The organism is Vibrio sp. YQ_11 (assembly GCF_043103065.1).
Lineage (GTDB): Bacteria > Pseudomonadota > Gammaproteobacteria > Enterobacterales > Vibrionaceae > Vibrio > Vibrio parahaemolyticus.
Genome location: NZ_JBICJM010000011.1, coordinates 249673 through 262650 on the forward strand (window position 1 = coordinate 249673; position 12978 = coordinate 262650).

Annotated in this window: 10 protein-coding genes; 4 read left to right on the top strand and 6 right to left on the bottom strand. The window is 47.5% G+C overall.

The annotated features are described in order from the left end of the window. Positions 1-6: 6 nt before the first annotated feature. The 5 genes from gspG to gspC form a co-directional block, all read right to left on the bottom strand. On the bottom strand, positions 7-450 hold the full coding sequence (gene gspG, locus ACF8EG_RS09530; protein ID WP_005465191.1) for a type II secretion system major pseudopilin GspG: 444 nt from the start codon (positions 448-450) through the stop codon (positions 7-9). 61 nt (positions 451-511) lie between these two features. After that, a complete protein-coding gene (gene gspF / locus ACF8EG_RS09535) occupies positions 512-1729 on the bottom strand; it encodes a type II secretion system inner membrane protein GspF (protein WP_005465194.1) in 1218 nt (405 codons plus the stop codon). Beyond that, entirely contained in the window at positions 1729-3231 is a 1503-nt protein-coding gene (gene gspE, locus ACF8EG_RS09540; RefSeq protein ID WP_005496716.1) for a type II secretion system ATPase GspE, read from the bottom strand. The genes gspF and gspE overlap by 1 nt, the downstream gene beginning before the upstream one ends. Next, the gene (gene gspD / locus ACF8EG_RS09545; RefSeq protein ID WP_005496714.1) at positions 3231-5255 is read right to left on the bottom strand and encodes a type II secretion system secretin GspD; all 2025 of its coding nucleotides are present in this window, start codon (positions 5253-5255) and stop codon (positions 3231-3233) included. The genes gspE and gspD overlap by 1 nt, the downstream gene beginning before the upstream one ends. A 36-nt stretch (positions 5256-5291) precedes the next feature. Further along, on the bottom strand, positions 5292-6215 hold the full coding sequence (gspC, locus tag ACF8EG_RS09550) for a type II secretion system protein GspC (protein ID WP_005465330.1): 924 nt from the start codon (positions 6213-6215) through the stop codon (positions 5292-5294). A 255-nt stretch (positions 6216-6470) separates the two neighbouring features. On the opposite strand from gspC, the gene hslR reads away from it, so the two are divergent. From hslR to ACF8EG_RS09570, 4 genes are all read left to right on the top strand, one after another. Further along, positions 6471-6857 (top strand): ribosome-associated heat shock protein Hsp15, encoded by a 387-nt coding sequence (gene hslR, locus ACF8EG_RS09555; protein WP_005465328.1) that lies wholly within the window; start codon positions 6471-6473, stop codon positions 6855-6857. A 31-nt stretch (positions 6858-6888) separates the two neighbouring features. Next, the gene (gene hslO, locus ACF8EG_RS09560; RefSeq protein WP_005465326.1) at positions 6889-7764 is read left to right on the top strand and encodes an Hsp33 family molecular chaperone HslO; all 876 of its coding nucleotides are present in this window, start codon (positions 6889-6891) and stop codon (positions 7762-7764) included. A gap of 336 nt (positions 7765-8100) precedes the next feature. Beyond that, on the top strand, positions 8101-9729 hold the full coding sequence (pckA, locus tag ACF8EG_RS09565; RefSeq protein WP_005478630.1) for a phosphoenolpyruvate carboxykinase (ATP): 1629 nt from the start codon (positions 8101-8103) through the stop codon (positions 9727-9729). 195 nt (positions 9730-9924) lie between these two features. After that, a complete protein-coding gene (locus tag ACF8EG_RS09570) occupies positions 9925-11982 on the top strand; it encodes an AsmA family protein (protein ID WP_069506350.1) in 2058 nt (685 codons plus the stop codon). Here the strand turns inward: ACF8EG_RS09570 and ACF8EG_RS09575 are convergent. Beyond that, positions 11968-12885 carry a bifunctional GNAT family N-acetyltransferase/hotdog fold thioesterase gene (locus ACF8EG_RS09575; protein WP_005456791.1) on the bottom strand — a complete coding sequence of 306 codons (918 nt, stop codon included), beginning with the start codon at positions 12883-12885 and terminating at the stop codon, positions 11968-11970. The genes ACF8EG_RS09570 and ACF8EG_RS09575 overlap by 15 nt on opposite strands. Between the last annotated feature and the right edge of the window lie 93 nt (positions 12886-12978).

Consider the following 12978-nt stretch of genomic DNA (forward strand, 5'->3'; position numbering starts at 1 on the left):
CTCATTTTATTGGAAGTCTTGCATGTTCCAGTTGCCAATATCCGCTGCTGGACCTTCACCGCCCTCTTGACCATCCGCACCTAGAGTGAAGATATCAATCGTGCCGTTGTCACCAGGGCTTAGGTATTGGTATGCATTACCCCAAGGGTCATTTGGAAGACGCTTGATGTAACCACCATCACGGTAGTTGCGCGGTTCTGGGTTAGAAGGCTTAGTAACCAATGCGTCTAGACCTTGGTCTGTCGTTGGGTACACGCTGTTGTCTAGCTTGTACATATCCAACGCGTTCTCTAACGCCACAATGTCAGTGATCGCTTTTTGTTGGTCTGCCTTTTCTTTGTTGCCTAGCAAGTTTGGAACAACAAAACTTGCCAAAATACCCAAGATAACAACAACTACCATCACTTCTAACAGTGTGAAACCATGTTGCTTACTACGCTTAAATTTCATTTTTTTCTCCGAAAGTTAGATTCAAGCCACGTCTTAATTTAGACACGCCTTAATTCGAATATTATCCGCTCATCAAGTTATTCATTTCTAGCATCGGCATCAAGGTCGCCATGACAATGAATAACACCAATCCAGCCATCAATGCGATCAAGGCAGGAGTGAACACTCCCAACGCAATATTGACCGTAGATTCAAAGTTTTGGTCTTGGTTGTCCGCCGCACGCGTCAGCATGCTTTCTAACTCACCACTCTGCTCACCACTGGCGATCATATGCAGCATCATCGGTGGGAATAGACGGGTTTGATCCAGAGCTTTACGCAAGCTTGCCCCTTCACGGACGTTGTCTGCAGCAATCAACACTTGCTGCTTTACGTAACGGTTCGACATCACATCAACCGCCACTCGCATACCTTCAAGAATTGGGATCGCACTTGAAGTACAGATCGACAAGGTACGAGCGAAGCGAGCGGTATTGAGGCCTTTAGAAATCTTACCGACGAGCGGCAAGCTGATGATTTTTCTGTCCCAAGACAAGCGAAAATCTGGTTTTTGCAATGCCAGTTTTAAGCCATAAAAACAAACTACTAGCACGGCAAAGATAATCAGCCCCCACTCTTGGACGAACTCACTAGCCGCCAGCAAAAATTGCGTTGACTGTGGCAACTCTTGCCCCATTTGAATGATCGGCTCGATGATTTTGGGTACCACGGTCGCCAACAAGAACGAGACAATCGCCACCGCAAACACCACTAACACGACAGGGTAGATCATCGCTTGCAACAGCTTAGAACGCATTTTCTGACGGTTTTCGACGTACTCCGCCAAGCGCTCTAAAACCGTATCAAGGTGTCCAGATTTTTCACCCGCGGCGACCATAGAGCGAAACAGTTCGTCAAAGACGTGTGGATAATCACCTAGGCTATCTGCCAATGGGTAACCTTCGGTGACTTTGGAGCGAACTGCAGCGATCATGGTGCGAATTCGTGGCTTTTCTGCTTGTTCAGAAACTGCTCGAAGACACTCTTCAAGAGGCATGCCTGATTGAACAAGTGTGGATAATTGACGCGTGATCAGAGCCAGTTCAGCCGTTTTGATACCACGTTTGAAGCCCACTGAGCCTGAAGACTTAGCCGCCTTTGCTTTGGCTTCCACGACCTCAACAGGGATCATTCCTTGTTCTTTCAGTCGTTGGCGCACTTGACGAGCGTTATCCCCTTCAATCGTGCCTTTTTTTTGTTTGCCTTTTGCATCCAGCGCTTTGTATTCAAATGCTGCCATTACGCTTCCTTCGTCACTCGCATCACTTCTTCAAGTGACGTAATACCACGACGTACTTTGCTTAAACCATCACTACGAATACTTGGCGTATGATTACGAACGGCTTTTTCCACTTCTTGCTCACCTGCTTCGCGGTGAATCAGCTCTTGAACCGTTTCATCGACAAGCACTAATTCATGAATGCCGGTACGTCCTCGATAACCTTTTTGGTTACACGCTTCACAGCCTTTCGCGCGATGTAGAATGAGCGATTCACTTTCTGCCATGCCAAACAATTTTTTCTGTTCGCTGTCCGCTTCGTAAGGTTCTTTACAGTCAGAACAAAGCGTACGAACCAGACGCTGCGCTAGCACACCAAGCAGTGAAGAGGAGATCAAAAATGGTTCAATGCCCATATCACGCAGACGCGTGATCGCACCAACAGCGGTGTTGGTATGCAGCGTCGACATTACCAAGTGACCAGTCAAAGACGCTTGCACCGCAATTTGCGCGGTTTCTAAGTCACGGATCTCACCAACCATCACCACATCCGGGTCCTGACGTAAGATCGCACGTAGACCACGCGCAAATGTCATGTCGACTTTCGGGTTAACTTGGGTCTGGCCAATGCCATCGATATCAAATTCGATTGGGTCTTCCACCGTCAGAATGTTGCGCTCGTTGCTGTTGATTTCTTGCAAGCCGGCGTACAAAGTGGTCGATTTACCAGAACCCGTAGGGCCGGTCACCAAGATGATACCGTGTGGGCGACCAATGAGGTGACGGAAGTTGTCGTGTACCGAAGGAGTCATGCCCAAACTATGCAGGTCAAGGCGCGTTGCGTTTTTATCTAACAGACGCATTACCACTCGTTCACCGTGAGAGGATGGCATAGTAGAAACACGCACGTCGACCGCTCGGCCACCAATACGTAGAGAGATACGACCATCTTGAGGCACACGCTTTTCAGCAATATCGAGCTTCGCCATAACCTTCACACGCGACACCAACAACGGCGCAAGCTTACGACTCGGCGTCAAGACTTCACGCAGAACGCCGTCGACACGGAAGCGGATAGAAAGCGTCTTTTCAAACGTTTCGATATGGATATCGGACGCACCTTCTTTGATCGCTTCACCCAACATAGCATTGATCAATTTGATGATTGGCGCATCGTCTTCCGACTCTAACAAATCCTCGTCATGCGGTAGCTCTTCTGCCAACGAGAAGAAATCGTCACTGTCGGCACCGATATCTTCCATCAATTGACGAGCTTCTGATGAATCACGTTGATACGCTTCAGTCAGCTTTTTATCGAAGGATTCTTTGTCGATGGCTTGAGGCACGAAACTGCGCTTAAGCACGCGACGCACTTCAACCAGAGCCGCAGGATTTAGCGGCTCCACGTAGTAAAGAATTGGAGGACGCTCTGGATGCTCAGTCTCCAAAACCAGTTTAAAGCGATTGGCAAAACTGAATGGCAGACGACGCATACTTGGCGCAGTGTCTAACATATCTACCATTAGTTCTTTTCCATTTGATCGATAAACGCTTGAATTTCAGCAGGATGCTTACGATCTTGGCCAAATGCAGGGATCACAGGGATCTTCTCATCTGGCATCAATTTCAAGCCTTGGTCAGCTTTGTAAAGCTGCTCTGCACGAATAAAGTTGTATTTGCGCTGAGTGATACCATCTGCGGTCATACCATCACGGATGATGGTCGGCTTAATGAAGACCATCAAGTTACGTTTTTCGGTTTGCGTGCTGGTTGATTTGAACAAGTGACCCAATACTGGAATATCACCAAGCAGTGGCACTTTCGACTCACTTTCTAGTGCACGTTCATCAACCAAACCACCTAACACCAGCATCTGACCATCTTGGATCATCACGGAAGTGTTAAGTTGGCGCTTCGCGAAACGAACGTCAACGGCACCATTGGCACCCAATACGTTAGAGACTTCTTGTTCAATATTTAGCTGAACAGAATCACCTTCGTTGATCTGTGGTACAACTTTGAGCTTGATACCGACTTCTTTACGATCAACGGTTTGGAATGGGTTGTCGTTGTTTGAACCAGCAGTCGAGCCAGTAATAACAGGCACTTCTTCACCCACGATGAATGAGGCTTCGCCGTTATCCATCACAGTGATACTTGGAGAAGACAGGATGTTTGAGTTGGAATCCGAAGCAACCGCACTAATTAGCGCCGTCCAGTCACCCATCACGATGCTCATTGCGGCACCATTTACGCCGCCAAGAGCAGATGCAAGTGTTGAGTAGTCACCTTCTTCAGTGTACTGACGGTTTTCCCACTTGTTCGTGTCACTATTCCAGTAGCTTTCCGTTTTGGTAACGTCTTTCGCTTCTTCCAAACCAACCATGACTTGGCCAATTGGCGCACCTGTGTTGCCGTACTGGATCACAGCACCCGTTTCTAGTGACCCCCACTGAACGCCTAGGTTAATACCATCACCTTCGGCCATTTCAACAATCAAGGCTTCAATCAGAACCTGAGCACGGCGAATATCTAATTGAGAAATTACATCTTGCAAAGCCATCATGATATCTGGCGGCGCAGTCAGAACAAGTGAGTTGGTTGCTTCATGAGCCGCAATCACGACTTCACCGCGTTGTGCACTGGATGCACCTTTTTGACCCGCTTGTTTTTCGGCTTGCAGGTTGTCAGAGACACCTTTCAGTACATCAACTAGGTCTTCTGCTTTGGCATACTTAAGGTAAACCACTCGGTTGTTACCTTTCGTTGCCATTTCTACGTCAAGTTGACGAATCAAACGTTTCAGGCGTGCACGTACTTTCGGATCGCCAGAAATCAGAATCGAGTTCGTACGCTCATCAGCGACGATTTTTGGTTCAAGAAACTCAGGCGTGCTCTTTTGGTTGGTCGTTTTGTTCAGGGCTTCTACGATACGAACCATTTCAGCAGCCGAGGCATTGCGAAGCTCTACTAGCTCGATCTCTTTGTCACCAGCTTGGTCAACGCGTTTGATGATTTCTGCTAGACGGTTTACTACCGCTGCACGACCGGTGATCAGGATGATGTTAGCTGGATCGTAATGAACCACATTACCCGCACCGGCATTATCAATCAGCTGGCGCAATAGCGGTGACAATTCACGAACAGAGACATTTCGCACAGCAACCACACGAGTGATGACGCTATCGCCTTTTGCGCTGCCATCACCCATAACAGGGATTGCAGAGGTCTTAGAGTCTTTTGCTTTGATGACTTTGAGTACGCCGTTGTCCATTTCTACGACTGCATAGCCGTACACTTCCAACACGTTAAGGAAGAAGCTGTAATATTGCTCTTCGTTTAACACGTCGTAGCTGCGAACGTCGATTTTACCGCGCACCGAAGGGTCAACGATGATGGTCTTTTCTAAGTTACGACCAACAATGTTGATGAATTCTTGAATGTCAGTGCCTTTGAAACTCGCACTAAATTCATTTGCCATCGCGCCTGGAACGCAGAGTAGACTCCCTGCCAGTAACCAAGCACTTTTGCTAAACCAATGTTTCACGTATGTCTCCCTGAACTTACGCTGGTTGCCTAAGTATTACAATTGGATATAGATGTCGTACTGCTGACCATCTCGCTCAACAGTCAAATTCAGTTCTTGCGGATCGCTCATCACTTGCATCAGTTGTACTGAAGAAGATGGATCACTTAAATCGATCCCATTAAGTTGCACCGCAATATCACCAGGTTCTAGACCCACATCATTAAATAACGCCGCATCACGACCCGGAGAAACTCGGTAGCCAATAATGGCGTCGTCTTTTTTCACTGGAGAAATGGTGATGTATTTAAAGACACTCTGTGGATCTTTCGCAATCTCCTCTCGGATTTGCTCTAGTTTGTCACTCACGTCTGACGCAGGTTCTTTCTGAGCAGCTTGCACTCTAGTAGCCTGCGGCGATTCTGACAATTTTTTATACTCAACGCCTTCCAGCATTAGAGTTTCATCTCGGCCTTCGTTATCGATGATAACGCGATCGACCAACACCGCTTTTAGTGTGGCACGCGTACCTTCAATTTCTTCGCTAATTCCGTAGGTCGCTTGCTTACCACGGTTAGCGATCACCGCTAAGCTGGTTTGAGGATTGCTGCTAGCAACGGCGCCAACAAGGGTAAGATTCAGGCGTGTTTTTGGGGCGTCTTTCACAACAGGTTGCTCAACGACCACAGGCTTTTGTTCGGTGTATTTGCCAAATAAGTTGGCGCTTTGAAGGGCATTGAAATCAATCGTATTCGATTTATTGCTGGCAATAACGTTACCCGCCGACGGCCTCCATTTTGGCACATCAGACGTTTGAGGGATTGCTAACCACACCACTTTACCGAGTATCCACCCAGTTATCGCAATAAATAGGCAAGTAAGTAGCAAACTGAGCTTCGCTTGAATTGCGTGGTGGTTGGACTTGATCTGAGCCAGTAGCGGTCTGCTTGATAATCCTGCACTTAGCTCTAAACGCTTCACTGAATTGATTCCTTTATTCTAACGTTAGTCAATTGGGCTATAAAAATATAACTATCGACTCTAAATTGCTAAATTTGCAATAAAATTATTACTCAACAAAGAGCAGTGAACTATATCACAACTTCCTTTTCATACCTTTTTCTTATGCAGTTTTTGCCAACTCCCTTGAAAAAAATACGCCTTGACTCCATCTGTAGGTGAATAATCCAGCACTCATTGCCACATTCGGGCAGTGATTAGATAGCGTAGTGTTCTATGAGTTCCCTAAATGAAGCCGTTAGGCTAGATAAATGGCTATGGGCCGCAAGATTTTATAAAACCCGCTCTATCGCTCGTAATATGGTCGATGGTGGTAAAGTCCACTATAATGGCCAACGAAGCAAGCCGAGTAAAATCGTTGAGTTGGGCGCTGAGATCAGACTTCGTCAAGGCAACGAAGAAAAAACCGTGATTATCGAAAAGATTTCTGATCAACGACGAGGCGCCCCTGTCGCACAGACCCTGTATCGCGAAACTAATGAAAGTATAGCGAAACGTGAGGAACACGCGACACAACGCAAACTTAACGCCCACAACCCTAGTCCGGAACGCCGCCCAGATAAAAAGCAGCGCCGAGACATCATTAAGTTCAAACACCAATAAAAGCCGGAATTACCGACGAGGAAAGCACTCCATGGCAAATAATGTTTTAAACCGCTACCTATTCGAAGATCTTTCAGTGCGTGGCGAGTTGGTACAATTGGATGAAGCGTACCAACGTATTATCTCCAGCAAGGAATATCCGGCAGCAGTACAAAAACTGTTGGGTGAGCTACTCGTTTCAACGACTCTTTTGACTGCAACTCTTAAATTCGAAGGCTCAATCACAATCCAACTTCAAGGTGACGGCCCTGTTTCTCTTGCAGTAATCAATGGCGACCACAACCAACAAGTTCGTGGCGTGGCGCGCTGGGAAGGTGACATCGCTGATGACGCTAGCCTGCACGAAATGATGGGTAAAGGTTACCTAGTTATCACTATCGAGCCGAAAAAAGGCGAGCGCTACCAAGGTGTGGTTGGTCTAGAAGGTGAAAACCTGACGGAAGTGTTAGAAGGTTACTTCGCTAACTCTGAGCAGCTAAAAACGCGTCTTTGGATCCGCACTGGCGAATTCGAAGGTAAACCGCACGCGGCGGGTATGCTTATTCAGGTTATTCCTGATGGCACGGGTTCTCCAGATGACTTCGAGCACCTAGAGCAACTGACTAACACCGTAAAAGACGAAGAACTGTTTGGCCTAGAAGCGAACGATCTACTATACCGTCTATACAACCAAGACAAAGTACGTGTGTACGAACCTCAACCAGTAGCATTCCACTGTGGCTGTTCACGTGAGCGCAGCGGCGCGGCAATCATTACCGTTGAGAAAGCTGAAATTTACGACATTTTGGCTGAAGTAGGATCAGTTTCTTTACACTGTGATTACTGTGGCACAACATATACGTTCGATGAAACAGAAGTTACCGAACTGTATACGCAAGCTTCAGGCGGCAATAAAACGCTGCATTAATTTTTATAGCTTATCAAGCACGTAATTTACCCACAAAAGGCCAGCACTATGCTGGCCTTTTTGTGATCTACCCCCCGTAACACCTGGCTTTCCACGTAATAAAACAACTGCTTAATTTTAAGTAATTAATAATCGTTTTGCCCTAGCGCAAAGGATTGCGCGCACGATAAACTATTCGCACCAATATGTGACGGGTTACCTAAAACCTTAATGAAATCATGGGCAATTTTTGAACTATCTCCCTGTTTTCTCCCCGCCCCGTTGCTAGCATGGTGAGCAGATAAAAATTAAAACATTCTTACAAAATCCCTACAAAAATCCTTATAAGGAGCACCTATGACCGTTATGGAACATACAAAGGCTGCAACACTTGATCTAACCAAACACGGACTGCATAACGTTAAAGAGGTTGTTCGCAACCCAAGCTACGAATTGCTGTTTGAGGAAGAAACGCGCGCTGACCTAACTGGTTACGAACGCGGTGTGGTTACTGAATTAGGTGCGGTTGCTGTTGATACAGGCATCTTTACTGGTCGCTCACCAAAAGATAAATACATCGTTAAAGATGCGACGACAGAAGAACATATGTGGTGGACTTCTGACACCGTAAAAAATGACAACAAACCAATCACTCAGGAAGTGTGGAACGACCTAAAAGAGTTGGTGACTAACCAGTTGTCTGGCAAACGCCTATTTGTCGTTGACGGTTACTGTGGTGCTAACCCAGATACTCGCTTGAGCATTCGTGTGATAACAGAAGTTGCATGGCAAGCACACTTCGTAAAAAACATGTTCATTCGTCCTACCGAAGAAGAACTTGCAACGTTTGAACCTGACTTCGTAGTAATGAACGGCGCGAAATGCACCAACCCGAAATGGGAAGAGCAAGGTCTGAACTCTGAAAACTTCACGGTCTTCAACCTTACTGAGCGTACACAACTGATCGGTGGTACCTGGTACGGCGGCGAGATGAAGAAAGGTATGTTCGCGATGATGAACTACTTCCTTCCTCTGAAAGACATCGCTTCGATGCACTGTAGTGCCAACATGGGCAAAGACGGCGACGTAGCAGTATTCTTCGGCCTATCTGGTACAGGTAAAACAACACTCTCTACCGACCCTAAACGCGCTCTAATTGGTGATGATGAGCACGGCTGGGATGACGATGGTGTCTTCAACTTCGAAGGCGGTTGTTACGCAAAAACCATCAAGCTATCGAAAGAAGCGGAGCCAGACATCTACAACGCGATCCGCCGCGATGCGTTGCTAGAAAACGTAACGGTTCGTAGCGACGGCTCTATCGATTTTGATGACGGCTCTAAGACAGAAAACACACGTGTTTCTTACCCTATCTACCACATCGAAAACATCGTTAAGCCAGTATCAAAAGGCGGTCACGCAAACAAAGTGATCTTCCTATCGGCAGACGCATTTGGCGTGCTACCGCCAGTGTCTAAGTTGACTCCAGAGCAAACCAAATACCACTTCCTATCTGGCTTTACTGCAAAACTGGCTGGCACAGAGCGAGGCATTACTGAGCCAACACCAACATTCTCTGCATGTTTTGGCGCAGCGTTCCTAACGCTTCACCCAACTAAATACGCAGAAGTACTGGTAAAACGTATGGAAGCCGCAGGTGCAGAAGCATACCTAGTGAACACCGGCTGGAACGGCACAGGTAAACGTATCTCTATCCAAGATACACGCGGCATCATTGATGCGATCCTAGATGGCTCGATTGAAGATGCGCCAACTAAGCACATTCCAATCTTCAACCTTGAAGTACCTACGTCACTACCAGGTGTGGATCCAAGCATCCTTGACCCTCGTGACACGTACGTTGACCCACTACAATGGGAAAGCAAAGCGAAAGACTTGGCTGAGCGCTTTATCAATAACTTTGATAAGTACACAGACAACGCGGAAGGTAAAGCACTGGTTGCGGCTGGTCCTCAACTGGACTAATACCGAAGCAAAACTGAGTGACCTGTGATTTGATGACAACAGTGACTTAGTTACAAAAATGCTCTTCAAGCCCCTCTTTTGAGGGGCTTTTTATTGAATCCCACACCAGATTGATACAAGCTAAAGCCTAACTGGGTTATTTGTATAACTGACCTCATCAGTTTTCCGACACTTCACTTACAGGTTCTGGCAGGGATGAAAACAGCGCGTCGAATTCTAATTCTCTTACTGGTGGTATTGATTGCCTTTCCGGCGACCATTATTGCGCTGTTAACCACCTCATACGCCAATTCTACATGGCAATGGGTTTCACCCTACCTTGGCTTACCGATCCAAGCGGAGCGCGTTCATTACGACTTCCCTTACCACCTTTCGCTGCAAAACGTTCGCTCCCAAGACGCTCAACTACCTTATATTGAACAAGTCGACGTGTGGCTGAACCCTGACATACGACGAGATGGGAAATGGATTATCGATAGCTTGCTGATCGATGGGGTGAGTCTAAAAAAAGGCATACCGACACGGCCTAACTTAGAGTCGATCCAGTTCCACCAGATTGCGCTGAAAAATATTGATTACGCGGATGCGCGCTTTTCCGTAACGGGATTGAGTATCCAAATCCAAGATCCTACTTGGCTAAACGCTCAACAATTATGGCCTTACGGCGCTATTCAGGCTTCTGCAGAGCAAATGTATTGGCACGGTGAGGCGATACAAAAAGTACTGGTTGATGTGGATTATCAAGCCCAAAACAGCACCCTCTATGGCACGTCTTTTAAATGGCGCAATAGCCAAATCTCAGGGCAAGGTGAGCAATATCCGCAAGGCTGGTCTTTGGTCAATGTCACGATTGATAAGTTGGCAATCACCAATGCACAGCGACAATCTTTACTCTCTAAACCGTGGCAAGAATTGCCGTTCACCATTAACCACATTAATAGCCTCGACTTGCTTAACGCCGATATTGAATGGGGGGAATGGCACTGGCAAAACCTTGAACTGTCCGTTGAAGATGCCTCACTGCCTGCGTCTCTATGGAATGCCACTGCCAAAGTGTCTTTACAAGCTGACAGTGTTCGTTTCCAAGAGCAAACCGCAATAGAGCCACGCTTGAACGCCATTTTCACGCCCGAGAATATCCAGCTCCAAGAACTGAGCCTAGATTGGCAGCAAGGCCGCGTACAGGTTTCTGGTCAATTCAAACCGACGCACTGGCAAATCGACACGGCTTCTGTTCAAGGATTGAAATGGGCTATCCAGTCTGATGACAACAAGGATTGGTGGAAGGCCGCCACCAGCGCGTTACAAGAAGTGGATATCCAAAAACTTGATATTGAACGTAGTCAGATAATCCAATTAGCGCACGAACCATTCTGGCAACTCTCTGGCTTAAACGTCGAAGGAAAAGCGCTAAAGTTAAAGCGTCAGGACCGTTTTTGGGGCGTATGGCATGGCAGTCTCGACGCGAGTGTCGTGAATGCGAGCTACGACCAAGTTCTGTCTTCTCATGCTGCGATTTCGACACAAAGTGAGCAAGGGTTGTGGCAACTCTCTCGTCTGTTTGCCCCACTAGAACAAGGCTACATTGAAGGCTTTGGTCAACTTGATTTAAATACGGCAAGCCAACCTTGGGCGCTTAATTTGAGTGCGGATGGCATTCCACTCAAACTGCTCCACCCACACCTGCCAGATGTATTCGCGGTAGATGGATTTTCTGACCTCAACCTCGACCTGCAAGGTCTATCTGGTGACAACAACATGTTGGCGTACAGCTTAACGGGGCAAGTGGAAGCAAACCTACGAGAAACGACACTACGCTCACAAGCCGATAAGTCGCTTAAGAGCATCACGTTTTCCCCTATTCGAGTGCACGCGCAGCGGGGCGCAGTATCGCTCAAGCCTGTAACCATCTCCGGCAATGTCATCTCCGGTCGGCTAGGCGGCGAGTTTGACATGGCCAACAACCCACTCAGCGGTTTGACATTCCAGCTCAAGGATCAATGCGGCATAATCATAGGCGATCTGCTCGATGGTGAAATATCACGTAATGACTGCGACTCACCACAACAGCCAGACCACTTAACGCCGAACGTACCAACGAACGATGCTCAGCTGGAGGAATCGAGCTTTCATGGCATTGCAGAGGCGAATCTAGAGCAACCGGAAGAAGAGCTGGTTGAGGAGATAACAGAAGAGTTAGAGCCGGCTACGAAGAACGAGGTCGTAGCCGAAGAAGAACTAGCAACTGAGTAGCTGCGAATAGTTGGGCAACAGCATGTACGTGCCAACGAAATCAACCGCAGGCGTATCGCCGCTGTAAATCACCACATGGATGACAATGCGCGCCTTGCGCCCTGACGCCAAGCGATCCAAATCACCACTGATACCATCAAGCGAGGTACTCGCCACCGGATTTTGCTCCACCGGATGACGATAACGAATCGAGCTGTCTGCCAGAACAATATCGCCATGCAAACCGCGCTCTTTGAGCAGTAACCACGTCATTCCCCATCCCGTCAGCGTTGCCAACGTAAATGCCGAACCAGCAAACATCGTATTGTGCGGGTTCAAATTCGGATTGAGCTGGGCACTGCATTCGAACTGATAACCGGTGTATTGGTTGATTTTGATGCCCATTTTGTCCGCAATTGGGATCTGCGCTTCCCAGCGCTGCTGCAATTCCGTGCACCATTCTGGGCGACGTAACACATTCGCCATCGGATCAAGCGGCTTCACCATTTGTTGGTGACGAACCGGACCGCGTTCATCGGTCAACTCACCACGACGTTCAAAACCGTTTTTTTCATAAAACGCAATCGCATCTTCACGGGCATTACATACCAAACGTTTCGCACCTTCTTGGCGCGCAAGCGATTCCAACGCGACCAACACCAGTGAGCCCATGCCTTTGCTGCGACGATTGCCTTTCACCGCCATATAGCGGATTTGGCCATCGTTATCCGGAGTAATGTACAAACGTCCGATCGCCATTGGACGGCCACGGCTATCCACAATCATGCGGTGATGGCTCACCACATCATATTCATCACGTTCAGAGCCTACTGGCATGCGCCATGGCTCTCGAAGCATTTGCCAACGAAATTGATAGTACTTGTTAAGCTGATTTTCGGTTGTTGGAGTTATGAGTTTGAACATATCAATCCTTTGAAAGTGCAAATCAGTAAGAATCTTGGGGAGAAAATACCCAAGTAAAATCAAGTCACTTGGGTATATAGCTTAGACCATGGG

Bases quoted from the DNA above. Each gene is read 5' to 3' on its own strand.
- gspE (WP_005496716.1), bottom strand. From the start codon at position 3,231: ATGGTAGATATGTTAGACACTGCGCCAAGTATGCGTCGTCTGCCATTC.
- gspG (WP_005465191.1), bottom strand. From the start codon at position 450: ATGAAATTTAAGCGTAGTAAGCAACATGGTTTCACACTGTTAGAAGTG.
- pckA (WP_005478630.1), top strand. From the start codon at position 8,101: ATGACCGTTATGGAACATACAAAGGCTGCAACACTTGATCTAACCAAA.
- ACF8EG_RS09570 (WP_069506350.1), top strand. From the start codon at position 9,925: ATGAAAACAGCGCGTCGAATTCTAATTCTCTTACTGGTGGTATTGATT.
- ACF8EG_RS09575 (WP_005456791.1), bottom strand. From the start codon at position 12,885: ATGTTCAAACTCATAACTCCAACAACCGAAAATCAGCTTAACAAGTAC.
- hslR (WP_005465328.1), top strand. From the start codon at position 6,471: ATGAGTTCCCTAAATGAAGCCGTTAGGCTAGATAAATGGCTATGGGCC.
- gspF (WP_005465194.1), bottom strand. From the start codon at position 1,729: ATGGCAGCATTTGAATACAAAGCGCTGGATGCAAAAGGCAAACAAAAA.
- hslO (WP_005465326.1), top strand. From the start codon at position 6,889: ATGGCAAATAATGTTTTAAACCGCTACCTATTCGAAGATCTTTCAGTG.